Source organism: Pantoea sp. ARC270 (assembly GCF_003236725.1).
GTDB classification, from domain to species: domain Bacteria; phylum Pseudomonadota; class Gammaproteobacteria; order Enterobacterales; family Enterobacteriaceae; genus Pantoea; species Pantoea anthophila.
This window is the reverse complement of record NZ_PUGA01000025.1, coordinates 30,362-53,735: the sequence shown is the minus strand read 5'-3', so window position 1 is coordinate 53,735 and position 23,374 is coordinate 30,362. Positions and strand designations below refer to the sequence as shown.

General features: G+C 56.5%; 19 protein-coding genes. 13 read left to right on the top strand and 6 right to left on the bottom strand.

Translation table 11 applies throughout. The features are described from left to right. The first annotated feature begins 52 nt into the window (after nt 1-52). Together dnaJ and nhaA are read left to right on the top strand one after the other, a co-directional pair. On the top strand, nt 53-1,198 hold the full coding sequence (gene dnaJ, locus CKF42_RS12520; protein WP_009092225.1) for a molecular chaperone DnaJ: 1,146 nt from the start codon (nt 53-55) through the stop codon (nt 1,196-1,198). 204 nt (nt 1,199-1,402) lie between these two features. Then, a complete protein-coding gene (gene nhaA / locus CKF42_RS12515) occupies nt 1,403-2,581 on the top strand; it encodes a Na+/H+ antiporter NhaA (RefSeq protein WP_033736405.1) in 1,179 nt (392 codons plus the stop codon). A 132-nt stretch (nt 2,582-2,713) separates the two neighbouring features. Here nhaA and rpsT read toward each other — a convergent pair whose 3' ends face one another. Next, nucleotides 2,714-2,977, bottom strand: a complete 264-nt coding sequence (gene rpsT / locus CKF42_RS12510) for a 30S ribosomal protein S20 (RefSeq protein ID WP_006117633.1) — start codon at nt 2,975-2,977, stop codon at nt 2,714-2,716. Nucleotides 2,978-3,283: 306 nt separating this feature from the next. On the opposite strand from rpsT, the gene ribF reads away from it, so the two are divergent. The 11 genes from ribF (at nt 3,284) to CKF42_RS12455 (ending at nt 18,954) form a co-directional block, all read left to right on the top strand. Continuing rightward, nucleotides 3,284-4,213 (top strand): bifunctional riboflavin kinase/FAD synthetase, encoded by a 930-nt coding sequence (gene ribF / locus CKF42_RS12505; RefSeq protein WP_009092217.1) that lies wholly within the window; start codon nt 3,284-3,286, stop codon nt 4,211-4,213. A 29-nt stretch (nt 4,214-4,242) separates the two neighbouring features. Further along, a complete protein-coding gene (ileS, locus tag CKF42_RS12500) occupies nt 4,243-7,062 on the top strand; it encodes an isoleucine--tRNA ligase (protein WP_046101192.1) in 2,820 nt (939 codons plus the stop codon). Further along, a complete protein-coding gene (lspA, locus tag CKF42_RS12495; RefSeq protein ID WP_111208321.1) occupies nt 7,062-7,568 on the top strand; it encodes a signal peptidase II in 507 nt (168 codons plus the stop codon). Before ileS ends, lspA begins: the two co-directional genes overlap by 1 nt. A 3-nt stretch (nt 7,569-7,571) precedes the next feature. Then, nucleotides 7,572-8,042 (top strand): FKBP-type peptidyl-prolyl cis-trans isomerase, encoded by a 471-nt coding sequence (gene fkpB / locus CKF42_RS12490; protein ID WP_009092210.1) that lies wholly within the window; start codon nt 7,572-7,574, stop codon nt 8,040-8,042. Next, nucleotides 8,023-8,976, top strand: coding sequence for a 4-hydroxy-3-methylbut-2-enyl diphosphate reductase (ispH, locus tag CKF42_RS12485; RefSeq protein WP_111208320.1), 954 nt, complete (start codon nt 8,023-8,025; stop codon nt 8,974-8,976). The genes fkpB and ispH overlap by 20 nt, the downstream gene beginning before the upstream one ends. Nucleotides 8,977-9,198: 222 nt before the next feature. Next, entirely contained in the window at nt 9,199-10,005 is an 807-nt protein-coding gene (gene dapB / locus CKF42_RS12480) for a 4-hydroxy-tetrahydrodipicolinate reductase (protein ID WP_046101194.1), read from the top strand. Nucleotides 10,006-10,481: 476 nt separating this feature from the next. Further along, a complete protein-coding gene (gene carA, locus CKF42_RS12475; RefSeq protein WP_111208319.1) occupies nt 10,482-11,630 on the top strand; it encodes a glutamine-hydrolyzing carbamoyl-phosphate synthase small subunit in 1,149 nt (382 codons plus the stop codon). A gap of 14 nt (nt 11,631-11,644) precedes the next feature. Next, nucleotides 11,645-14,872: a carbamoyl-phosphate synthase large subunit gene (gene carB, locus CKF42_RS12470; RefSeq protein WP_009092204.1), complete on the top strand. Its 3,228-nt coding sequence runs from the start codon at nt 11,645-11,647 to the stop codon at nt 14,870-14,872. 257 nt (nt 14,873-15,129) lie between these two features. Beyond that, on the top strand, nt 15,130-16,263 hold the full coding sequence (locus tag CKF42_RS12465) for a porin (RefSeq protein ID WP_369974601.1): 1,134 nt from the start codon (nt 15,130-15,132) through the stop codon (nt 16,261-16,263). A gap of 234 nt (nt 16,264-16,497) precedes the next feature. After that, a complete protein-coding gene (folA, locus tag CKF42_RS12460) occupies nt 16,498-16,980 on the top strand; it encodes a type 3 dihydrofolate reductase (protein ID WP_046101196.1) in 483 nt (160 codons plus the stop codon). Between the two features lie 90 nt (nt 16,981-17,070). Next, the gene (locus tag CKF42_RS12455) at nt 17,071-18,954 is read left to right on the top strand and encodes a PhoX family phosphatase (RefSeq protein ID WP_111208318.1); all 1,884 of its coding nucleotides are present in this window, start codon (nt 17,071-17,073) and stop codon (nt 18,952-18,954) included. A 33-nt stretch (nt 18,955-18,987) separates the two neighbouring features. On the opposite strand, the gene apaH is transcribed toward CKF42_RS12455, so the two are convergent. Genes apaH through surA form a run of 5 tightly spaced genes read right to left on the bottom strand, consistent with a single transcriptional unit; the run spans nt 18,988 to nt 23,371 of the window. Beyond that, nucleotides 18,988-19,845, bottom strand: coding sequence for a bis(5'-nucleosyl)-tetraphosphatase (symmetrical) ApaH (gene apaH / locus CKF42_RS12450; protein ID WP_111208317.1), 858 nt, complete (start codon nt 19,843-19,845; stop codon nt 18,988-18,990). Nucleotides 19,846-19,898: 53 nt separating this feature from the next. Next, the gene (gene apaG / locus CKF42_RS12445) at nt 19,899-20,276 is read right to left on the bottom strand and encodes a Co2+/Mg2+ efflux protein ApaG (protein ID WP_009092195.1); all 378 of its coding nucleotides are present in this window, start codon (nt 20,274-20,276) and stop codon (nt 19,899-19,901) included. Nucleotides 20,277-20,279: 3 nt separating this feature from the next. Then, a complete protein-coding gene (gene rsmA / locus CKF42_RS12440) occupies nt 20,280-21,101 on the bottom strand; it encodes a 16S rRNA (adenine(1518)-N(6)/adenine(1519)-N(6))-dimethyltransferase RsmA (protein WP_009092193.1) in 822 nt (273 codons plus the stop codon). Next, nucleotides 21,094-22,086 (bottom strand): 4-hydroxythreonine-4-phosphate dehydrogenase PdxA, encoded by a 993-nt coding sequence (gene pdxA / locus CKF42_RS12435; RefSeq protein ID WP_009092191.1) that lies wholly within the window; start codon nt 22,084-22,086, stop codon nt 21,094-21,096. The genes rsmA and pdxA overlap by 8 nt, the downstream gene beginning before the upstream one ends. Next, a complete protein-coding gene (gene surA / locus CKF42_RS12430) occupies nt 22,076-23,371 on the bottom strand; it encodes a peptidylprolyl isomerase SurA (protein WP_009092189.1) in 1,296 nt (431 codons plus the stop codon). Before surA ends, pdxA begins: the two co-directional genes overlap by 11 nt. Between the last annotated feature and the right edge of the window lie 3 nt (nt 23,372-23,374).

Genomic DNA, 23,374 nt, shown 5'->3' with positions numbered 1-23,374 from the left:
GGCGTCGGAGATCTCTCCACGCCCGTGCGATCATGTTAAGGGCTAAATAAACATGGCGAAGAGTGATTACTACGAGATTTTAGGCGTCGCCAAATCCGCGGACGAGCGTGAAATCAAAAAGGCGTACAAACGCCTGGCAATGAAATTTCACCCGGATCGTAATCCCGGAGATAAAGAAGCCGAAGCCAAATTCAAAGAGGCTAAAGAAGCGTACGAAATCCTGACCGATGCGCAGAAGCGTGCGGCCTACGATCAATATGGTCATGCAGCCTTTGAACAGGGCGGCATGGGTGGCGGTGGATTCGGCGGCGGCGGCTTTGGCGGCGGCGGTGCAGACTTCAGCGATATCTTTGGCGACGTATTCGGTGACATCTTTGGTGGTGGACGCCGTCAGCGCGCATCCCGCGGCGCCGATTTACGCTACAACATGGAGCTGACGCTGGAAGAAGCGGTACGCGGCGTGACCAAAGAGATCCGCATTCCAACGCTGGAAGAGTGTGATGTCTGCCACGGCAGCGGCGCGAAACCGGGCACGCAGCCACAAACCTGTTCGACCTGTCACGGTGCAGGCCAGGTGCAGATGCGCCAGGGCTTCTTCACCGTTCAGCAGGCCTGTCCGACCTGTCACGGTCGCGGCTCGGTGATTAAAGATCCGTGCAACGCCTGTCACGGTCACGGTCGCGTTGAGAAGTCGAAAACGCTGTCAGTGAAAATTCCGGCGGGGGTCGACACCGGCGATCGTATCCGTCTGAGCGGAGAAGGCGAAGCGGGCGAGCAGGGCGCGCCAGCGGGCGATCTCTACGTTCAGGTCTCGGTGAAGAAACACCCGATTTTCGAACGTGAAGAGAACAACCTCTACTGCGAAGTGCCGATTAACTTTGCGATGGCGGCGCTGGGCGGTGAGATTGAAGTGCCGACGCTGGATGGACGCGTGAAGCTGAAAGTGCCGTCAGAGACCCAGACCGGCAAGCTGTTCCGCATGCGCGGACGCGGCGTGAAATCTGTCCGCGGTGGTGCGGTTGGTGACCTGTTGTGTCGCGTCGTGGTGGAAACACCGGTCAGCCTGAACGAGAAACAGAAATCGCTGCTGCGTGAACTGGAAGAGAGTTTTGGCGGTCCGAGCGGCGAGCACAATAGCCCGCGCTCCAAGAGCTTTTTCGACGGTGTGAAAAAATTCTTTGACGACCTGACCCGATAAACCGGGAAAGATAAAACGGAGCCCTGGGCTCCGTTTTTTTTGGCCTCTGATCAGGGATGCTGTACACCGACTGCTCCGTAGCGTAGCCGGGCCTGCGGATGTTCCGGTCAACGCGAGCGACAACGCCGGGCACAAGCTGCTGTTAACGGGCGATATGAGTCGTTACACTTATTCACTTTCACTCGCCGATCAGGAAGATAAACGTTGAATAAGCCTCGGAAACTCAGAAACCTCCTCAGGAGCTTCATTGAAAGTGATGCCAGTAACGGCATGATATTAATCCTGGCAGCCGTGGCGGCCATGATCCTCGCCAATACCGCTGCGACGGCCGAAGGCTATCAGGCGTTACTGAATGAGCCTGTCCAGATCCGCTTTGGTGCGCTGGATATCAGCAAAAATCTGCTGTTATGGATAAACGATGCGCTGATGGCGCTGTTTTTCCTGCTGATTGGGCTGGAGGTGAAGCGCGAGCTGAGGGTTGGTGAACTCGCAAGCCGGGAGAAGGCAATCTTTCCGGTTATCGCAGCCCTGGGAGGCATGGCGCTGCCCGCCCTGATCTTTCTGGCTTTCAACCACGGTGATGAGATTGCCCGCAACGGCTGGGCGATTCCCACGGCAACGGATATCGCGTTTGCACTGGGGGTGCTGGCCCTGCTCGGCAGCCGGGTTCCTGCTGCGCTGAAAGTGTTTCTGATGGCGCTGGCGATTATCGATGACCTGGGGGCGATTGTGATTATCGCCCTGTTCTATACCAGCGGCCTGTCGATGCTCTCTCTGGGCGTGGCGGCAGCGGCGATTGTGGTGCTGGCCCTGCTGAATTACTTCAACGTCCGCAAAATCTCGATCTACATTCTGGTGGGCATTGTGCTCTGGACCGCCGTCCTTAAGTCGGGTGTTCATGCAACGCTGGCGGGCGTTATCGTGGGCTTCTTTGTGCCGCTGGAGAAGAGAGAGGGGCACTCGCCAGCAGAGCATCTGGCGCACGGCCTGATGCCGTGGGTGAACTGGCTGATTCTGCCGCTGTTTGCCTTTGCCAATGCCGGTATTTCCCTCGCCGGTATTACGCTGGGCGATATCCTGTCACCGGAACCTGCAGGCATCATCTTTGGCCTGTTAATCGGCAAACCCCTGGGCATTACGCTCTTCTGCTGGCTGGCCGTCAGATTGCGGCTGGCGGTATTGCCTGGCGGCACCACCATCCGCGATATCATGGCGATCGGCGTGCTGTGCGGTATCGGCTTCACAATGTCGATATTTATCAGTTCACTGGCCTTTGATGCCGCCCATGAGCAGCTGGTGACGTTCTCTAAGCTGGGGATTCTGACCGGTTCTCTGCTCTCCGCCGTGTTGGGATATAGCCTGTTACGGGTCAGGCTGCGTTAAGAGAGGGGAGGCGAAAGCCTCCTTTTTTCGCCCTGCATCACCCTCACGAGGAGTGGCGGTGCGGCAAATGACAGGCGAAAAAAAACCGGCGTAAGCGCCGGTTCTTTCAACAAAGCGATAAACAACAGGCGATTAAGCCAGTTTGTTGATCTGTGCAGTCAGGTTTGCTTTATAACGTGCAGCTTTGTTTTTGTGGATCAGACCTTTAGCAGCCTGACGGTCCACGATTGGTTGCATTTCATTGAATGCGTTCTGCGCAGCAGCTTTGTCGCCTGAAGCGATCGCCGCGTATACTTTCTTAACGAAGGTACGCATCATAGAGCGGCGGCTAGCGTTATGCTTACGGCGTTTCTCAGATGTTACGGCGCGTTTCTTAGCTGATTTGATATTAGCCAAGGTCCAACTCCCAAATGTGTTCTATAGAGACAAATCAAAGGCCGAGGACTATGCCCTTCCAACCTGATTTTGTCAATGGATTTGTGCAAATAAGCGTCGCTCTATGAGCAGCACTCGGTTACGTATTTGATGGCGCAAGATTCTACCAGCTTCGCCTTCCTGAATACAGTATTTCGCGACAAAATTCTCAACACGTGCTTCTGTAACAGGAAATGCAGCGCGTTAAGCATGAAAGGCGTGCTGACGGGTTAACCTGAACCGGTTTCAAGGGTATAATCCGCCGATTTCCACCGGTTTGGGTCAGCCATGAAGTTTATCCGCGGTATTCATAATCTTAACGAGCAGCATCGCGGCTGCGTTCTGACCATTGGTAATTTCGATGGCGTACACCGCGGGCATCAGGCACTGATGGCCCGGCTGTGTGAAGAGGGACGCAAACGTAATCTGCCGGTGGTGGTCATGGTCTTTGAACCACAGCCGCTGGAGCTGTTTGCTGGCGATAAAGCCCCGGCTCGCCTGACGCGCCTGCGTGAAAAACTGCGCTACCTGGCTGAAGCCGGCGTCGATAAAGTGCTCTGCGTGCGGTTTGACCGTCGCTTTGCGGCGTTATCGGCCCAGCGTTTTATCAGCGACCTGCTGGTTGAAAAGCTCGACGTCAGATACCTTGCGGTGGGCGATGATTTCCGCTTTGGCGCCGGTCGCCAGGGGGATTTCCGGTTATTGCAGAAAGCCGGTGTGGAGTATGGCTTCGAGGTTATCAGCACCGAAACCTTCTGTGAGGGCGGAAAGCGCATCAGCAGCACCGCCGTGCGCCAGGCGCTGGCCGCCGATGATTTAGCGCTGGCGCAGTCGTTGTTAGGCCATCCTTTCACGATTTCCGGCCGCGTCGTGCACGGTGATGCACTGGGACGCACGCTGGGCTTCCCCACCGCCAACCTGCCTTTACGCCGCAGCGTGTCGCCGGTGAAAGGGGTCTATGCGGTGGAAGTGGAAGGGCTGACGCCGGAGCCGCTGCCGGGCGTGGCGAACATCGGCACCCGTCCGACGGTAAAAGGTTTACGCCAGCAGCTTGAAGTTCACCTGCTCGACATCAATATCAATCTTTATGGTCGTCACATTGATGTGGTGCTGAAACAGAAAATACGAAACGAGCAGCGCTTTGCCTCACTGGAGGCGTTGAAAGAACAAATTGCGAATGATGTGGTAACGGCCCGGCAGTTCTTTGGGCTGCTTTAACCTGAGCGAAAAACGGAATCGAGAATCTGATGAGTGACTATAAATCTACCCTGAATTTGCCGGAAACGGGATTCCCGATGCGTGGCGATCTGGCCAAACGCGAACCGGGAATGTTGCAACGCTGGTATGCCGACAACCTGTATGGCGTTATCCGCGAAGCCAAAAAAGGGAAAAAAACCTTTATCCTGCATGATGGCCCTCCTTATGCGAACGGCAGCATTCATATCGGTCACTCAGTTAACAAGATTCTGAAAGACATTATCGTTAAGTCGAAAGGCATGGCGGGCTATGACGCGCCCTATGTGCCGGGCTGGGACTGTCACGGTCTGCCTATCGAGCATAAAGTTGAGCAGATGATCGGCAAGCCGGGCGAGAAAGTCACGGCGGCAGAATTCCGCGAAGCGTGCCGCAAATATGCGGCAGAACAGGTTGAAGGCCAGAAAGCAGACTTTATCCGTCTGGGCGTACTGGGCGACTGGGATCGTCCTTACCTGACCATGGACTTCAACACGGAAGCCAACATCATCCGTGCGCTGGGTAAAATCATCGGCAACGGTCACCTGCACAAGGGCGCGAAGCCGGTGCACTGGTGCCTGGATTGCCGTTCTGCCCTGGCCGAAGCGGAAGTGGAATATTACGACAAGACCTCACCGTCGATTGATGTGATGTTCAACGCCGTCGATGCCGACGCTGTGCGTCAGGCGTTCGGCGTCACCGCGGTCAACGGCCCGATTTCACTGGTTATCTGGACCACCACTCCGTGGACGCTGCCCGCTAACCGCGCTATCTCCCTGCACCCGGAATTTGACTATCAGCTGATCCAGATCGAGGGCCGTGCCCTGATCCTGGCAAAAGAGCTGGTGGAAAGCGTGATGAAGCGTGCCGGTGTCAGCGAATGGCAGGTGCTGGGCGAATGCAAAGGTGCCGCGCTGGAGCTGCAGCTGTTCCAGCATCCGTTCCTTGAGCAGATTCAGTCGAAAGTGGTGCTGGGCGAACACGTCACGCTGGACGCCGGTACCGGTGCGGTCCATACGGCACCCGGCCATGGCCCGGATGACTATGTGATCGGCCAGAAGTATGGCATCGAAACCGCTAACCCGGTCGGGCCAGATGGCGCGTATCTGCCAGGCACTTACCCGACGCTGGATGGGGTTAACGTCTTTAAAGCCAACGATATGATCGTTGAGCTACTGAAAGAGAAGCAGGCGCTGCTGCACGTTGAAAAACTGCTGCACAGCTATCCGCACTGCTGGCGTCACAAAACGCCTATCATCTTCCGTGCCACGCCACAGTGGTTCATCAGCATGGATCAGAAAGGCCTGCGTGCACAGTCGCTGAAAGAGATCAAAGGCGTGCAGTGGATCCCGGACTGGGGTCAGGCGCGTATTGAATCGATGGTGGCGAACCGTCCGGACTGGTGTATCTCGCGTCAGCGTACCTGGGGCGTGCCGATGGCGCTGTTCGTTCATAAAGAGAGCGAAGAGCTGCACCCGGATACCCTGGCACTGATGGAGAAAGTGGCACAGCGTGTTGAGCAGGATGGCATTCAGGCCTGGTGGGATCTCGATCCGCGCGAGCTGATGGGCGATGACGCCGATCATTACGTCAAGGTTCCGGATACTCTGGATGTCTGGTTCGACTCCGGGTCAACCAGCTATTCCGTCGTGGATGCCCGTCCGGAATTCGAAGGACAGGCGCCGGACCTCTATCTGGAAGGGTCCGATCAGCATCGCGGCTGGTTTATGTCCTCGCTGATGATCGGCACCGCGATGAAAGGCAAAGCGCCTTATCGTCAGGTACTGACACACGGTTTCACCGTGGATGGTCAGGGCCGCAAAATGTCGAAATCGATCGGCAACACCGTGTCGCCGCAGGATGTGATGAACAAGCTGGGTGCTGACATTCTGCGCCTATGGGTGGCATCAACCGACTATTCGGGTGAAATGGCGGTCTCCGATGAGATCCTGAAGCGTTCCGCCGATGCCTATCGCCGTATCCGTAACACCGCCCGCTTCCTGCTGGCGAACCTTAACGGCTTCAATCCGGCCACTGACCTGGTGAAACCGGAAGAGATGGTCGTGGTGGATCGCTGGGCCGTGGGACGTGCGCAGGCGGCGCAGGCCGATATCGTCGCCTCTTATGAGAACTACGATTTCCATGAAGTGATCCAGCGCCTGATGCAGTTCTGTTCTGTGGAGATGGGCAGCTTCTATCTCGACATCATCAAAGATCGCCAGTACACCGCGAAGGGCGACAGCCTGGCGCGTCGTAGCTGTCAGACCGCGCTGTGGCACATCGTTGAAGCGCTGGTGCGCTGGATGGCGCCGATCATGTCCTTTACCGCGGATGAGATCTGGGGCTATCTGCCTGGCGAACGCGCGCAGTATGTCTTCACCGAAGAGTGGTATCAGGGTCTGTTTGGCCTGGCGGAAGATGAAGCCCTGAACGATGCCTACTGGGCTGAGCTGCTGAAAGTGCGTGGCGAAGTCAACAAGGTCATCGAGCAGGCGCGTGCCGACAAACGTATCGGTGGCGCACTGGAAGCCACCGTGACGCTCTATGCCGATGCGGAGCTGGCCGCTAAGCTGCAGGCGCTGGGCAATGAGCTGCGCTTTGTGCTGCTGACCTCAGGTGCCCAGGTGGCCGATTATGCGCTGGCAAACGATGAAGCGCAGCAGAGCGAACTGCTGAAAGGTCTGAAAATTGCGCTGCACAAGGCGGAAGGCGAGAAATGTCAGCGCTGCTGGCATTACACTACCGACGTCGGCCAGAATCCGGAGCACGCTGCGGTCTGTGGTCGTTGTTACACTAACGTAGCCGGTGACGGTGAACAACGTGAATTTGCCTGATGCGTAAACCTATTCTCTCAACCGGATTGCGCTGGCTGTGGCTGGTGCTGGTGGTCATCGTTGTCGACTTCGCCAGTAAGCAGTGGGTGATGAACAACATGATGCTGCATGAAACGCAGCCGCTGATGCCCTATCTGAACCTGTTCTATGCGCATAACTATGGCGCGGCGTTCAGTTTCCTGGCGGACAAAGGCGGCTGGCAGCGCTGGTTCTTTGCCGGTATTGCGCTGGCGATCGTGATTTCACTGGTGCTGATGATGTATCGCAATCAGGCCAGCCAGAAGATTTCAAACATCGCGTATGCCCTGATTATCGGCGGTGCGATAGGCAATTTATTTGATCGCTCCTGGCATGGCTTTGTGGTCGATTTTATCGATTTTTATGTCGGTAACTGGCACTTCGCTACATTTAATATCGCTGACTGCGGCATCTGTATTGGTGCCGCATTGGTGGTGCTGGAGGGCTTTTTCAGCCCGAACGGCAAACAGGCTAAACAGAAAGGGTAAGTGATGACTGAGTCCGTACAGCGCGACAGCGCGGTGTTGGTGCATTTTACGCTGAAGCTGGAAGATGGCTCGACGGCGGAATCGACCCGTGCAAACGGTAAGCCTGCGCTGTTCCGTCTCGGTGATGGCAGCCTCTCTGCGGCACTGGAGGAGGCACTGCTGGGGCTGAAAGCGGGTGAAACTAAACAGTTCACTCTGGCGCCGGAAGAGGCATTTGGTGGCGTCAGCCCTGATCTGATCCAGTATTTCTCGCGTCGTGACTTTATCGATGCCGGTGAACCGGAAGTGGGGGCCATCATGCTGTTCAGCGGCATGGGCGGCAGTGAAATGCCAGGCGTGATCCGTGAAGTCTCCGGTGACTCGATCACCGTGGATTTTAACCATCCGCTGGCAGGTCATCGTATTCAGTTTGATGTAGAGGTGCTGGAGATCGATCCGGCACTGGAGGCGAACGATGCAAATCCTGTTAGCTAATCCGCGCGGTTTCTGCGCCGGCGTTGATCGCGCCATCAGTATCGTTGAGCGCGCGCTGGAGATGTATGGCGCGCCTATCTACGTGCGTCACGAAGTGGTGCATAACCGTTACGTGGTCAACAGCCTGCGTGAGCGCGGGGCGATCTTCATCGAAGAGATCAGTGAAGTGCCGGATAACGCGATTCTGATCTTCTCCGCGCACGGTGTTTCGCAGGCGGTGCGTGCAGAAGCCAAAGCGCGCAATCTGACCATGCTGTTTGATGCAACCTGTCCGCTGGTGACAAAAGTGCATATGGAAGTGGCACGTGCCAGCCGTAAAGGCATTGAAGCGATACTGATCGGTCATGCGGGTCATCCGGAAGTGGAAGGCACCATGGGGCAGTACAACAACCCCAATGGCGGGATGTATCTGGTCGAGTCACCGGAAGATGTTTTCCGGCTGACGGTAAAGGATGAAAACAACCTGAGCTTCATGACGCAGACCACGCTGTCAGTGGATGATACGTCAGACATCATCGATGCTCTGCGTCAGCGCTTCCCGGCGATTATCGGGCCGCGTAAAGATGATATCTGCTATGCCACGACCAACCGCCAGGAAGCGGTTCGCACCCTGGCGAAAGATGCCGAGGTGGTGCTGGTGGTGGGGTCGAAGAACTCCTCCAACTCGAACCGTCTGGCTGAACTGGCGCAGCGCGCCGGTAAGCTGGCGAAGCTGATCGACTCTGCTGATGATATTCAGGAAGAGTGGGTCAAAGGTGTGGCCTGTATCGGTGTCACCGCCGGTGCCTCAGCGCCCGATATTCTGGTGCAGCAGGTGATTGAGCGACTGCGTGAGCTGGGCGGCGAAGCCGCGATCGAGCTGATTGGCCGTGAAGAGAACATCGTCTTTGAAGTGCCAAAAGAGCTGCGCGTCGAGGTGCGCAACGTGCAGTAACCGCACGTTAATCCTGATAAAAAGGCCGACTCTGTTCGGCCTTTTTTGTTTTTATCGGCCGATGAAAAGCCCGCCTTTTGCCATGGCGATTGCTTTTACTGATAATCGCAGGCGGCTGGCATAAAATTCTTATTATCCCTGATTAATAGTGGCGTGACTGTTAACTCGTCGTTAACCTGATGACGCTTTGGATGCATAGTTTTGTTTTAGGAATGAATAAATATGAAGAATATCCGCATTGCCGTTGTGGGCGCGCCGGGCCGTATGGGCCGTAATCTGATTGAGGCAACACAGCAGGCTGAAGGCGTGGAGCTGGGTGCTGCGCTCGCCCGTCCGGGTTCATCGCTGACCGGCAGCGATGCCGGAGAGTTAGCGGGCATCGGCAGAAACGGCATCCTGATTGCTGACGATTTACGTGCAGTGATTGATGACTTTGATGTGCTGATCGACTTTACTCGTCCGGAAGGCACGCTGGAGTATATGGCGATCTGCCGTGAGCACGGCAAAGCGATGGTGATCGGCACCACAGGGTTCGATGACGCAGGCAAAGCAGCTATTCGCGCCGCCTCAGAAGATATCGCCATTGTGTTCGCCGCAAACTTCAGTGTGGGCGTCAACCTGGTGCTGAAGCTGCTGGAGAAAGCCGCCAGCGTGATGGGGGAGTATGCGGATATTGAGATTACTGAAGCGCACCATCGCCACAAAGTGGATGCGCCATCGGGCACCGCACTGGCGATGGGTGAAGCGATTGCCGATGCGATGCAGTGGAAACTGGATGAGCATGCGGTCTATACGCGTGAAGGACACACCGGCGAACGTCAGCCTCAGACAATCGGTTTTGCCACGGTGCGCGCCGGGGACATCGTCGGTGAGCATACGGCAATGTTTGCGGATATTGGCGAACGGGTTGAGATAACCCACAAGGCCTCAAGCCGTATGACCTTCGCAAAAGGTGCGGTTAAGTCGGCATTGTGGCTGAAAGAGAAGAAATCAGGCCTTTTTGATATGCGGGATGTGCTGGATCTGTGATGTTGTGCGTGTTGTGAACCATCGTGATGTGGTTATTTCAATCGTTAAGCAATTGATTGGAAAAGGGCAATATTTTTATTGCCCTTAATTTTGTCTGAAATCCTCGCCCTGATGACAAAAAAGATTAAGCCATCTGTTTTTGTCAGTTTTATCGCGTTTTATCTCCATTAAGATGCCATTTTTGACCATTTGGTCAAAAAAATCAGCCTGACAGCCTCGGGTTCTTATTTTTACTGCCTGGCAAACGATTATTCGGCCGGGTTTTCTCCTGTTTTTACCGCTTAAGCCCGTTTCTGGCCTCATAAGTCAGATAAAGATGAAAAAAATGGGCCTCAGGGTAGACAAGCCCCAGGGTGATCATTAGAATGCGCGCAATTTGCCAAAAATCGACAATTCAGGCGGTTTTTGCATTGATTCAGGCGGCTATTTTGAATTAATATGCAGATATTATGACTGTTTATTCCCTGGAGGATGTTTTGATTAAGTCAGCAATCCTGGTTCTGGAAGACGGAACCCAATTCCACGGTCGGGCCATCGGGGCAACGGGGTCGGCAGTGGGGGAAGTCGTTTTCAACACCTCAATGACCGGTTATCAAGAAATCCTCACTGATCCTTCCTATTCCCGCCAAATCGTTACTCTCACTTATCCCCATATCGGTAATGTCGGTGCCAACGCCGCTGATGAAGAATCAAGCCAGATTCATGCTCAGGGCCTGGTCATCCGCGATCTGCCGTTGATTGCCAGCAACTTCCGAAGCGAAGAGGGACTCTCCGCTTACCTGCAGCGCAACAACATTGTGGCCATTGCTGATATCGATACCCGCAAGCTGACGCGTCTGCTGCGTGAGAAAGGCGCTCAGAATGGCTGCATTATCGCCGGTGATAATCCGGATGCCGCGCTGGCGCTGCAGAAAGCCCAGGCGTTCCCCGGGCTGAAAGGGATGGATCTGGCGAAAGAGGTCTGCACGACGGAAACCTACAGCTGGCAGCAGGGCAGCTGGACGCTGGGCAGTGGCCTGCCGGAACAATCCTCAGCGGAATCCCTGCCTTATCATGTCGTGGCTTACGATTACGGTGCCAAGCGCAACATTCTGCGTATGCTGGTTGACCGCGGCTGCCGTCTGACCGTTGTACCGGCTCAGACACCGGCGGAAGAGGTGCTGAAGTTGAATCCGGATGGCATTTTCCTCTCCAACGGCCCGGGTGACCCGGAGCCATGTGACTACGCCATCAGCGCGATTCAGGCCTTCCTGAAAACCGAGATTCCGGTGTTCGGTATCTGCCTGGGTCATCAGCTGCTGGCGCTGGCCAGCGGAGCCCGGACCGTGAAGATGAAGCTTGGCCATCATGGCGGCAACCATCCGGTGAAGGATCTCGACAATAATCGCGTGATGATCACCGCCCAGAACCACGGTTTTGCCGTCGATGAGAACGATCTGCCCGCGAACCTGCGTGTCACCCACATTTCGCTGTTCGATAAAACGGTGCAGGGCATTCACCGCACTGACAAGCCAGCCTTCAGCTTCCAGGGACACCCGGAAGCCAGCCCGGGACCGGGTGATGCTGCGCCGCTGTTTGACCACTTTATTGAATTGATTGACGCCTTCCGTCTGCAAGCGAAGTAATCAGGAGCTAATTCATGCCAAAACGTACAGACATAAAATCAATCCTGATTCTTGGTGCCGGTCCGATTGTGATCGGTCAGGCCTGTGAATTTGACTATTCCGGTGCGCAGGCGTGTAAAGCGCTGCGTGAAGAGGGTTACCGGGTCATCCTGGTGAACTCCAACCCGGCGACCATCATGACCGACCCTGAGATGGCCGATGCCACCTATATCGAGCCCATTCACTGGGAAGTAGTGCGCAAAATCATCGAAAAAGAGCGTCCGGATGCCGTACTGCCGACCATGGGCGGCCAGACTGCGCTGAACTGCGCACTGGAGCTTGAGCGTCAGGGCGTGCTGGAAGAGTTTGGCGTGACCATGATTGGTGCGACTGCAGACGCCATTGATAAAGCAGAAGATCGTCGTCGCTTTGACGTCGCGATGAAAAGCATCGGGCTGGACACCGCCCGTTCCGGTATCGCACACACCATGGAAGAAGCGCTGGCCGTGGCGGAAGATGTCGGTTTCCCCTGCATCATCCGTCCCTCCTTTACCATGGGCGGCACCGGTGGCGGCATCGCCTATAACCGCGAAGAGTTTGAAGAGATTTGTGAACGGGGCCTCGACCTTTCACCAACCAATGAGCTGCTGATTGATGAGTCGCTGATTGGCTGGAAAGAGTATGAGATGGAAGTGGTTCGCGATAAAAACGACAACTGCATCATCGTCTGCTCGATTGAAAACTTCGATGCAATGGGGATTCACACCGGTGACTCCATCACGGTCGCCCCCGCTCAGACGCTGACGGATAAAGAGTATCAGATCATGCGTAACGCCTCGCTGGCGGTCCTGCGTGAAATCGGTGTGGAAACCGGTGGCTCTAACGTCCAGTTCTCGGTGAACCCGAAGGATGGTCGCCTGATTGTTATCGAGATGAACCCGCGTGTGTCTCGCTCCTCTGCGCTGGCTTCAAAGGCGACCGGCTTCCCGATTGCGAAAGTTGCGGCCAAGCTGGCGGTCGGCTTTACTCTCGATGAGCTGATGAATGACATCACCGGTGGTTTAACGCCCGCCTCATTTGAGCCGTCGATTGACTATGTGGTCACCAAAATTCCACGCTTCAACTTCGAAAAATTTGCCGGTGCCAACGACCGCCTGACCACCCAGATGAAATCGGTCGGTGAGGTGATGGCGATTGGCCGCACATTCCAGGAGTCCGTACAGAAAGCGCTGCGCGGCCTGGAAGTGGGCGCGCATGGCTTCGACCCGAAAGTGCATCTGGACGACCCGGAAGCCCTGACCCGCATCCGCCGCGAGCTGAAAGATGCCGGTTCAGACCGTATCTGGTATATCGCTGACGCGTTCCGCGCCGGGATGTCGGTCGATGGCGTCTTCAATCTCACCAACATTGACCGCTGGTTCCTGGTGCAGATTGAAGAGCTGATCCGGCTGGAAGACCAGGTGGCCCGTGAAGGGGTAAACAGCCTGGATGCGACCTTCCTGCGTGCGCTGAAGCGTAAAGGCTTTGCCGACGCCAGGCTGGCGGCGCTGGCAGGCGTGGCTGAGAGCGAAATCCGCAAGCTGCGTCAGCAGTTTAACCTGCACCCGGTTTATAAGCGTGTGGATACCTGCGCCGCCGAGTTCGCCACCGATACCGCTTACATGTACTCCACCTATGAAGAGGAGTGCGAAGCCAATCCGGCGACGGATCGCGATAAGATCATGATTCTGGGCGGTGGGCCAAACCGTATCGGTCAGGGTATTGAGTTCGACTACTGCTGCGTTCACGCCGCGCTGGCACTGCGTGAAGATGGTTACCAGACCATTATGGTCAACTGTAACCCGGAAACGGTGTCGACCGATTATGACACCTCCGACCGTCTCTACTTTGAGCCGGTGACGCTGGAAGATGTGCTGGAAATCGTCCGTATCGAGCAGCCTAAAGGCGTGATCGTGCAGTATGGCGGTCAGACCCCGCTGAAGCTGGCGCGTGCGCTGGAAGCGGCAGGTGTGCCGGTTATCGGCACCAGCCCGGACTCTATTGACCGTGCTGAAGACCGTGAACGTTTCCAGCAGGCTGTCGATCGTCTGAGCCTGAAACAGCCAGCCAATGCCACGGTTGCGACACTGGAGCAGGCCGTTGAGAAAGCCGCTGGCCTGGGCTATCCGCTGGTGGTGCGTCCTTCTTATGTACTGGGCGGCCGTGCCATGGAGATCGTCTACGACGAAACCGACCTCAAGCGCTACTTCCAGACAGCGGTCTCCGTCTCTAACGATGCGCCGGTGCTGCTGGATCGCTTCCTGGATGATGCGGTCGAAGTCGATGTGGATGCGATCTGCGACGGTGAGCGGGTGCTGATTGGCGGCATCATGGAACATATCGAGCAGGCTGGCGTTCACTCCGGTGACTCCGCCTGTTCACTGCCGGCCTACACACTGAATCAGGAGATTCAGAATGTGATGCGTCAGCAGGTTGAGAAGCTGGCGTTCGAGCTGAACGTTCGCGGCCTGATGAACGTCCAGTTCGCGGTCAAAGACAACGAAGTCTACCTGATCGAAGTTAACCCGCGCGCCGCGCGTACCGTGCCGTTCGTCTCGAAAGCGACCGGTGTGCCGCTGGCGAAAGTGGCCGCACGCGTGATGGCAGGCAAAACGCTGGCAGAGCAGGGCGTTACCGAAGAGGTGATTCCGCCTTACTACTCCGTGAAAGAGGTCGTACTGCCATTTAACAAGTTCCAGGGCGTTGACCCGATTCTTGGACCGGAAATGCGTTCGACCGGTGAAGTCATGGGCGTGGGCCGCACCTTTGCTGAGGCCTTCTCTAAAGCGATGCTGGGCGCACAGAGCAACATGAAGAAGTCGGGCCGTGCACTGCTGTCGGTGCGTGAAGGCGACAAGAAACGTATCGTCGACCTGGCGGCCAAGCTGCAGAAGTTTGGTTTCGAGCTGGATGCGACACACGGCACGGCGGTTGTGCTGGGCGAGGCGGGAATTAACCCACGTCTGGTGAACAAGGTGCATGAAGGTCGTCCGCACATTCAGGACCGTCTGAAGAATGGCGAATATAGTTATATCGTCAACACCACAGCGGGACGTCAGGCGATTGAAGATTCGAAGCTGATTCGCCGCAGTGCTCTGCAGTATAAAGTGCACTATGACACCACGCTGAATGGCGGTTTCGCCACCGCGATGGCGCTGAATGCCGATCCGACGGAGCAGGTCATCTCCGTGCAGGAGATGCACGCCCAGATTAAGGCGATGTAAGGCAAGGTAGTGTAAAAAGCGGCTCCTGCGGGAGCCGTTTTTTTTGCCTCTCACCTGGCGATAATCTGAAAATCAGGCTCGCATAAAGCAAAGGATTTGCCTTAAAGTCACTGATTTGACTTAGTTTTTTAGCTATAGGTGCGAATCAGCCCCGTTCGCGCAAATTTATAAGATAAACACTTCCTGTCCGGATTTTTCGCCAGTAATATGCCTGCCGCTCATCACGGGAGCGTGCAAGGACACCTATAAAAATGAAAATGCGTACTTTTTCTCTGAGTGCAGTGGCTGCACTGATGGCTATTCTTCCTTTCGCCAGCCAGGCGGAAATCACCCTGTTAAAACAGGATCCGCAGGCTGGCGATCCGCTTAGCCGCCTCACCTTTACCTTTGGCGGCAGCATCCGTGCTCAGGTCAATCACCAGACCGGCGTAGATGACAAATCGTACAAGCGTGACGGATTCGATGGCGGCACCCGTTTCCGTTTCGGCGCGGATTACTACCTGTTCGACGACGTCAGCTGGATCAGCTACTACGAGCTGGGCGTGAATATTCCGGCGGTATTCAGCTGGGATCGTCATTATGCCGACGGTGCGAATAACACCACGCGCCGCCAGCTCTACACCGGTCTGAAAAGCAAGACCTGGGGCCAGCTGACCTTTGGTCAGCAGAACAGCGTTTACTACGATACCGTAGGGGCCAAGACCGATATCTGGGACTACGACATGATCGGTCAGGCACCAGGCAACGGGATCAATGGCGACTACGATGGCTCTTACCGTTCGCGTAAGCAGCTGAAGTATAAAAACACCTTCGGCGATCTGGATCTCTACGCCTCTTATCTGTTCGACGATAATGAGTTCCTGCCAGGCAACGGCCTGCGCTACAAGCGCAAAGGCGGCGGTTCCCTGGGTGTGGATTATCACATTACCGACGATCTGAGCTGGGGCACGGCGTGGAACTACACCCGCGCGGCGATGCGTAACCCGAACAATGGCGACAGCGGCGATTACGATCAGAACATTTATGGCACCGCGCTGAGCTGGACCCCGGGCAACTGGACGCTGTCAGCGGGCGGCGGCTGGTATCAGAACTTCATGACCACCAAACGCAAAGATGTGCATGACTACTTTGCTGGCGATGCATGGGGCGTGGAATACTTTGCCGGTTATAAAATCCCGGTGGCGCAGTATGGCCTGAAAGCGGTGCAGCCGTATGTTATGGGCGATCGCATCGAATATGCGACCGGACGTGATTATCAGCGCATCGACAACGGTCTGGGCGTGACGCTGTTCCTCGACTACGGTTTCCGTGTCGATTACGAACATGTCTTTACCTCCAGCACCGATAACCTGGGTGATATGAATCTGGTGCGTCTGCGCTACGACTTCTGATAACCCCGACGGCTCCTGCGGGAGCCGTTTTCTTATTCGCCCGGTTTTGTGCCAGCTGGCGTCAGATTACTGGCGAGCTGCGGCTAACAGACGCGATTTCGCGGTGAAAAACGCTGCGCAGGCAGTGAAACGCGACATCATAAAAAGCTTTACGCAATTAGACCTTCCCCCCTATCGACGAAAGTTTCACCTTCTCGTATCATGGCGCCAATTTTTTTCCTGTGAGTAGTTAACATGATTAGTCTTATCGCGGCATTAGCAGCAGATCGCATTATTGGAATGGAGAACGCCATGCCGTGGGACCTGCCTGCAGATCTGGCGTGGTTCAAGCGTAACACCCTGAAAAAACCGGTGATTATGGGCCGGCTGACCTTTGAATCTATTGGTCGCCCGCTGCCTGGCCGACTGAATATCGTGGTCAGCAGCCAGCCCGGCACCGCCGAAGGCGTCACCTGGGTCACTTCGCTGGATGAGGCGCTTCAGGCTGCCGGTGAAGCCGAAGAGATCATGGTGATCGGTGGCGGACGCGTTTATGAGCAGATGCTGAAGCGTGCCGATCGTCTCTATCTGACCCACATCGATGCAGAAGTAGAAGGTGACACGCAGTTCCCGGATTACGAGCCGGATGAGTGGCAGTCAACGTTCAGCGAGTTCCACGACGCTGATGAGCATAACTCCCACAGCTACTGCTTTGAGATCCTGGATCGCCGTCGCTGATTCCTTGCCCACCCGCCTGTAACCTGGCTGTCATCTTTATTCATTAGCATTGCTTCTTTTCCGGGACCGACACAAAGGAAGCAATCACTGATGAAGATCGAACTCTCCGCGTTAAGCACAGACCGCCTGCCCGATTCGCAGCGACGTAAGTTCCTTGCCGGTTCCGGCGCACTCGGGCTGACCGGCTTTCTCAGCGGCGGCCTGACTTTCTCATCCGGCGCACTGGCGCAGGAAAAACCCGCCGGCAGCCCGCTGCTGGGCTTTCAGGCGATTGCCGCTTCGACCGCGGATGAGATTGTCGTGGCGCCAGGCTATCGCGCTGAAGTGCTGATCTCCTGGGGCGATCCGCTGGTTAATGGCGCGGCTGAGTTCGATCCCCATGGCAACAACAGCGCGGAGGATCAGGAAAAGCAGTTCGGTGACAACAATGATGGGATGAGCTTCTTCGCCATTGATGAGCATCGTGGCCTAATGGCAATCAACAATGAGTATGTGAATGAGCCGACGCTGTTCGCCCATGGCGGCAGCAAAGCGACCAGCCTGGAGGATGTGAAGAAGTCACAGGCGGCGCACGGCGTTTCTGTCGTTGAGATTAAACGCGGCGAAGGCAATCGCTGGCAGGTTGTCCGTCCTTCAGATTACAACCGCCGCATTACCGCCAATACCCCGATGCGTTTTTCCGGTCCGGCCGCAGGCGACAAAGCGCTGCAGACCGCCGCCGATCCTCAGGGCCTGCAGGTTCTCGGCACCTTTGGTAACTGCGCCAACGGTAAAACGCCCTGGGGCACTTATCTTACCTGCGAAGAGAACTACGACACCTACTTTGGCACGCATGACGCGAATTTTACGCCGACCCCGCAGCAGAAGCGCTACACCCTGAACGCCGCCGAGCCGGAGCGAAACTGGTCCGATTTTGATCCCCGCTTCGATATCGCAAAAAATCCTAACGAATTTAACCGCCACGGCTGGATAGTCGAAATCGATCCCTTCGATCCCCAATCGGTGCCGGTCAAACGAACCGCGCTGGGGCGTTTCAAGCATGAGAATGCTGCGGTGACGGTTGCTAAAACCGGCCAGCTGGTGGTCTACATGGGCGACGATGAGCGTGGCGAGTACATTTATAAATATGTCTCGGACGACAAGGTTAACCCGGACGATGCGAAAGCGAATCACGGACTGCTCGATCGGGGCACGCTCTATGTGGCGCAGTTTAACGGCGATGAACAGGGCACACCCCTGAAAGGCACCGGTCGCTGGCTGGCACTGAAATGGGGGGAAAATGGACTCACTGCTGAAAAGGGATTTCATAGCCAGGCCGATGTCCTGATCAATGCGCGTGCTGCTGCCGATGTGGTTAACGCCACGCGGATGGATCGGCCGGAATGGATCGCCGTTAACCCGCATGATGGCCGCGCCTACTGTACGCTGACCAATAACAACAAGCGCGGCAATGAGGGGATGCCGGTTAATGCCGCCAACCCGCGTCCTAAAAATATCTACGGCCAGATTATCCGCTGGGATGAGAAGGGCGATGCCACGGCCACGTCGTTTGCCTGGGACATCTACGCGTTATGCGGCAATCCGATTGCCCATCCCGAAGGCATCTATCGTGGCACACCGAACATCACTGCTGAAAACACCTTTAACAGTCCGGATGGCCTGGGGTTTGATGCGCAGGGACGGCTCTGGATCCTTACCGATGGCAAATACAGCAACAAAGAGGATTATCAGGGGCAGGGGAATAATCAGATGCTGGCAGGAGACCCGGACAGCGGCGAGATTCGCCGGTTTATGGTCGGCCCTAAATCCTGCGAGCTGACCGGCATTACCTTCACGCCTGACTACAGAACGCTGTTCGTGAACGTGCAGCACCCTGGCGAAGAGGGGGATTCACATTTTCCTGACAACAGTCCGCGCCCGCGCTCGTCGGTGATCATGATCACCCGGGAGGATGGCGGCATTATCGGCGCATAAAACAGCAGGCTGGCCGCCAGGCCAGCCTCAGGGTTATAGCGCCGGAGGCGCCAGACTTTCGCTAGAGTCGAGCGCTTTCTCGCGGTTAGAGGGCTGAACCACATAGCGCTGCTCTTCCCAGTGCAGCAGGGTCAGCGCGCCGCCCCAGCAGCAGCCGGTATCCAGGCCGATAATTCCCTCTGGCGTGCCTTTGCCTTCCAGTGAAGCCCAGTGACCGAAAACGATGGTGTAGTCCCGGGCGACCGGTCCGTCGATGTTGAACCAGGGCTTCAGCGGTGGCAGCGCCGATTCAGGGGCATCTTTGCAGATCATGTCCAGCTGACCATTGGGGAAGCAGTAGCGCATACGGGTAAAGGCATTGGTGCTGAAGCGCAGTCGGGCCAGGCCGGTCAGATCTTCGCTCCAGTTATTTGGCATATCGCCATACATCGCATCCAGGAACAGCGGATAACTGTCGCTGGCGAGCACCGCTTCCACTTCCCGCGCACATTTTTTCGCGGTGTCGATATCCCACTGAGGCGTGATACCGGCGTGTCCCATGACCAGCTTTTTCTCTTCATCCACCTGCAGCAGCGGCTGCCGGCGCAGCCAGTTGATCAGCTCATCAGCATCGTCCGCTTCCAGCAGGGTGGTGAGGCGATCTTTCGGCTTGTTACGGCTGATTCCGGCATAGACCGCCAGCAGATGTAAATCGTGGTTGCCCAGCACCAGGCGCACGGCGTCGCCCAGTGACTTCACATAGCGCAGGACCTCCAGTGATCCAGGACCGCGCGCCACCAGGTCACCGGTCAGCCACAGCGTGTCATGCTCGGGATTGAAATTGACCTGCTGCAGCAAGGCACGTAATTCATCGTAGCAACCATGGACGTCGCCAATCAGGTATGTGCTCATAACGTTTTATCCATCGGGAATGTGCCCGACGTATCGGGCAAAAGGCGTGAAAATCAGTGAATGTGCGTCTGGATGGCGAGGCGGAACACCGGGATTTCAACGTGAAAGGTGTCGCCCTGATCGTCGACCATCACGTAGTGTCCCTGCATGGTGCCCATCGGCGTTTCGATAACAGCACCACTGGTGTACTGGAATTCGTTGCCCGGCGGGATAAGCGGCTGCTCACCGACCACGCCTTCGCCCTGAACTTCTGTTTCGCGGCCGTTACCGTTGGTAATCAGCCAGTAACGCCCCAGCAGCTGCACGGCGGAACGACCCAGATTGCGTATCGTAATGGTATAGGCGAAGACGTAGCGATCCTCATCCGGCGAGGACTGGGAGGCGACGTACTGGCTTTGCACATGAACGGAGACGCGGGCCGTTTCACTCATGACTTACTCCTGCGATTTTCCCTGATGTGTCGCCAGCCAGTTAGCCAGCTGACAATACTGCGCGACCGAGACGTTTTCAGCACGCAGACCAGGATCAATGGATAACTCTTCCAGCGCACCCGCCGCCACCATATGGTTCAGGCTGTTGCGCAATGTTTTACGGCGCTGACCAAAGGCTTCTGTCGTGATACGGCTCAGGATACGCACGTCGCTGACCGGATGCGGTGGCTCGGCAAATGGCACCAGACGCACGACAGCCGAGTCCACTTTCGGTGGCGGCGTGAAGGCGTGTGGCGGCACTTCCAGCACCGGAATAACCTGGCAGTAATATTGCGCCATCACCGTCAGGCGACCATACGCTTTGCTGCCCGGCCCCGCAACCAGACGGTTAACCACCTCTTTCTGCAGCATGAAGTGCATATCTTTGATCGAACCAGTATAGCTGAAAAGGTGGAACATCAGCGGGGTCGAAATATTGTAAGGCAGGTTACCAAATACCCGCAGCGGCTGGCCTCTCTCCTGTGCCAGCGCGGCAAAGTCGAAGGTCATGGCATCCTGCTGGAAGATGGTCAGTTTCGGGCCAAGGAACGGATGCGTTTGCAGACGCGCCGCGAGATCGCGGTCCAGCTCCACCACCGTTAAGCTATCGAGGCGTTCGCCCACCGGCTCGGTTAAGGCGCCGAGGCCAGGGCCGATCTCCACCAGCGCTTCATCGCGCTGGGGATGAATGGCGGAGACAATGCTGTCGATAATGTACTGATCGTTCAGGAAGTTCTGCCCGAAACGTTTACGGGCGTAGTGCCCCTGATGGACGCGATTATTCATTACTGCTCTTGATCATAGTGATGGCGAGGTTAAGCGCCGTGATAAAGCTGCCCGGTTCCGCCTGACCCAGCCCGGCGAGTTCAAGCGCGGTGCCGTGGTCAACGGAGGTCCGGATAAAGGGCAGGCCCAGGGTAATATTTACCGCGCGACCAAACCCCTGAAACTTCAGTACCGGCAGGCCCTGGTCGTGATACATCGCCAGCACCGCATCGGCGTTTTGCAGATATTTGGGCTGGAACAGTGTATCCGCAGGCAGCGGGCCGGTCAGTTTAATGCCCTGCTGACGCAGTTCATTGAGGGCCGGCGTAATCGTCTCAATCTCTTCCCGTCCCATATGACCGCCTTCACCGGCGTGGGGGTTAAGACCACAGACATAGATATGCGGCTCGGCAATGGCGAACTTCTGCTGCAGATCACGATGAAGAATGGTGATCACTTCATGCAGGCATTCGCGGGTGACCGCCGCAGGCACCTCTTTCAGCGGCAGATGCGTGGTGGCCAGTGCCACACGCAGCGCTTCGGTTGCCAGCATCATCACCACGCGATGACCGCCTGCGCGGTCGGCGAAGAATTCGGTATGGCCGGTAAAGGCGATACCGGCATCGTTAATCACGCCTTTGTGCACCGGACCGGTAATCAGCGCCGCAAATTCACCCTGCAGACAGCCGTCACAGGCGCGGGCCAGCGTGGCCAGCACATAATCACCGTTAGCGACACAGAGTTCGCCTGGCGTGACCGGCTGTGCCGTCTCAATCGGCAGAATGGTCAGCGTCCCCGCCTGCTGCGGCACGGGGTCCGCCTCAGGCTGGTAGTGACGCAGGGTCAGCGGCAGACCGAGCTGCGCTGCCCGCTGCTGCAACAGGGCAGGGGAGGCGCAGACGACGAGTTCCACCGGCCAGGCGTGCTGAGCCAGCTGAACGGTGAGATCGGGACCAATCCCGGCGGGCTCGCCGGGGGTGATCACCACACGCTGGTTACTGTGCATTGCCATCCAGAATCTTCACATAAGCACTGGCGCGCTGTTCCTGCATCCAGGTCTGCGCTTCTTCAGCAAATTTACGGTTAAACAGCATGCGATAAGCGCGCTCTTTCTGGGCCGCGTCGGTTTTGTCCACCTGGCGGGTATCCAGCAGCTGAATCAGATGCCAGCCGAAAGAGGAGTGCACCGGCTGGCTGGTCTGGCCTTTCTGCAGACGCAGCAGCGCATCGCGGAAGGCGGGATCAAAGACTTCCGGAGAGGTCCAGCCGAGATCGCCACCCTGATTCGCCGATCCCGGGTCATCAGAGTACTGTTTGGCCGCGGCGGCAAAGGTGGTTTTTCCGCTGCGGATATCGGCCGCGATCTGTTCCAGCTGCGCCCTGGCCTGATCGTCAGTGAGAATCGGCGATGGTTTCAGCAGAATATGACGAGCGTGCACCTCAGTGACCGAGACGTTCTTACTTTCGCCACGCAGGTCGTTCACCTTCAGGATATGGAAGCCCACACCTGAACGCACCGGCCCGACGATGTCGCCTTTTTTCGCCGTTGCCAGCGCCTGGGCAAACAGGGTCGGTAACTCTTCGATTTTACCCCAGCCCATGTTGCCGCCTTTCAGCGCCTGCGAGTCGGCGGAGTAGGTTACGGCCATTTTGCCGAAATCCGCACCATTTTTCAGTTCGCCAACCAGCTGTTTCGCCAGCGTTTCCTGCTCATCGACCTGCTGTTGCGTCGGGTTTTCCGGCAGCGGCAGCAGAATGTGGCTGATGTTCAGCTCGGTTCCCTGGCTGTTCTGGGCGGCAATCTGGGTTGAAAGCGTATCCACTTCCTGCGGCAGGATGGTCACGCGACGACGCACTTCATTGTTGCGGACTTCGGCAATCATCATCTCTTTGCGGATCTGTGAGCGATAGACGCCATAGTTCATGCCGTCATAAGCCAGACGACTGCGCAGCTGATCCAGCGTCATGCGGTTCTGTGCGGCGATGTTCTTAATCGCCTGGTCCAGCTGCTCATCGCTGATCTGGATCCCCGCTTTTTCACCCATCTGCAGAATAATGTTGTCCATGATCTGGCGTTCCAGAATCTGGTGGCGCAGCGTTTTATCATCTGGCAACTGCTGACCTGCCTGCCGGGCCTGAGATTTCACCGTGCCCATCATGCCGTCCACGTCACTCTCAAGAACCACGCCGTTATTGACCACGGCGGCAACTTTATCAACGACTTGTGGTGCTGCGAACGCGGTGTTGGCACTGATTGCCACACCAAGAATCAGCATTCTCCAGTTCTTCATACT

Excerpts from the sequence above, each read along its gene's own strand:
- dnaJ (WP_009092225.1), top strand. The coding sequence starts at position 53 with ATGGCGAAGAGTGATTACTACGAGATTTTAGGCGTCGCCAAATCCGCG.
- ribF (WP_009092217.1), top strand. The coding sequence starts at position 3,284 with ATGAAGTTTATCCGCGGTATTCATAATCTTAACGAGCAGCATCGCGGC.
- ileS (WP_046101192.1), top strand. The coding sequence starts at position 4,243 with ATGAGTGACTATAAATCTACCCTGAATTTGCCGGAAACGGGATTCCCG.
- lspA (WP_111208321.1), top strand. The coding sequence starts at position 7,062 with ATGCGTAAACCTATTCTCTCAACCGGATTGCGCTGGCTGTGGCTGGTG.
- fkpB (WP_009092210.1), top strand. The coding sequence starts at position 7,572 with ATGACTGAGTCCGTACAGCGCGACAGCGCGGTGTTGGTGCATTTTACG.
- ispH (WP_111208320.1), top strand. The coding sequence starts at position 8,023 with ATGCAAATCCTGTTAGCTAATCCGCGCGGTTTCTGCGCCGGCGTTGAT.
- dapB (WP_046101194.1), top strand. The coding sequence starts at position 9,199 with ATGAAGAATATCCGCATTGCCGTTGTGGGCGCGCCGGGCCGTATGGGC.
- carB (WP_009092204.1), top strand. The coding sequence starts at position 11,645 with ATGCCAAAACGTACAGACATAAAATCAATCCTGATTCTTGGTGCCGGT.
- CKF42_RS12465 (WP_369974601.1), top strand. The coding sequence starts at position 15,130 with ATGCGTACTTTTTCTCTGAGTGCAGTGGCTGCACTGATGGCTATTCTT.
- folA (WP_046101196.1), top strand. The coding sequence starts at position 16,498 with ATGATTAGTCTTATCGCGGCATTAGCAGCAGATCGCATTATTGGAATG.
- CKF42_RS12455 (WP_111208318.1), top strand. The coding sequence starts at position 17,071 with ATGAAGATCGAACTCTCCGCGTTAAGCACAGACCGCCTGCCCGATTCG.
- apaH (WP_111208317.1), bottom strand. The coding sequence starts at position 19,845 with ATGAGCACATACCTGATTGGCGACGTCCATGGTTGCTACGATGAATTA.
- apaG (WP_009092195.1), bottom strand. The coding sequence starts at position 20,276 with ATGAGTGAAACGGCCCGCGTCTCCGTTCATGTGCAAAGCCAGTACGTC.
- rsmA (WP_009092193.1), bottom strand. The coding sequence starts at position 21,101 with ATGAATAATCGCGTCCATCAGGGGCACTACGCCCGTAAACGTTTCGGG.
- pdxA (WP_009092191.1), bottom strand. The coding sequence starts at position 22,086 with ATGCACAGTAACCAGCGTGTGGTGATCACCCCCGGCGAGCCCGCCGGG.
- surA (WP_009092189.1), bottom strand. The coding sequence starts at position 23,371 with ATGAAGAACTGGAGAATGCTGATTCTTGGTGTGGCAATCAGTGCCAAC.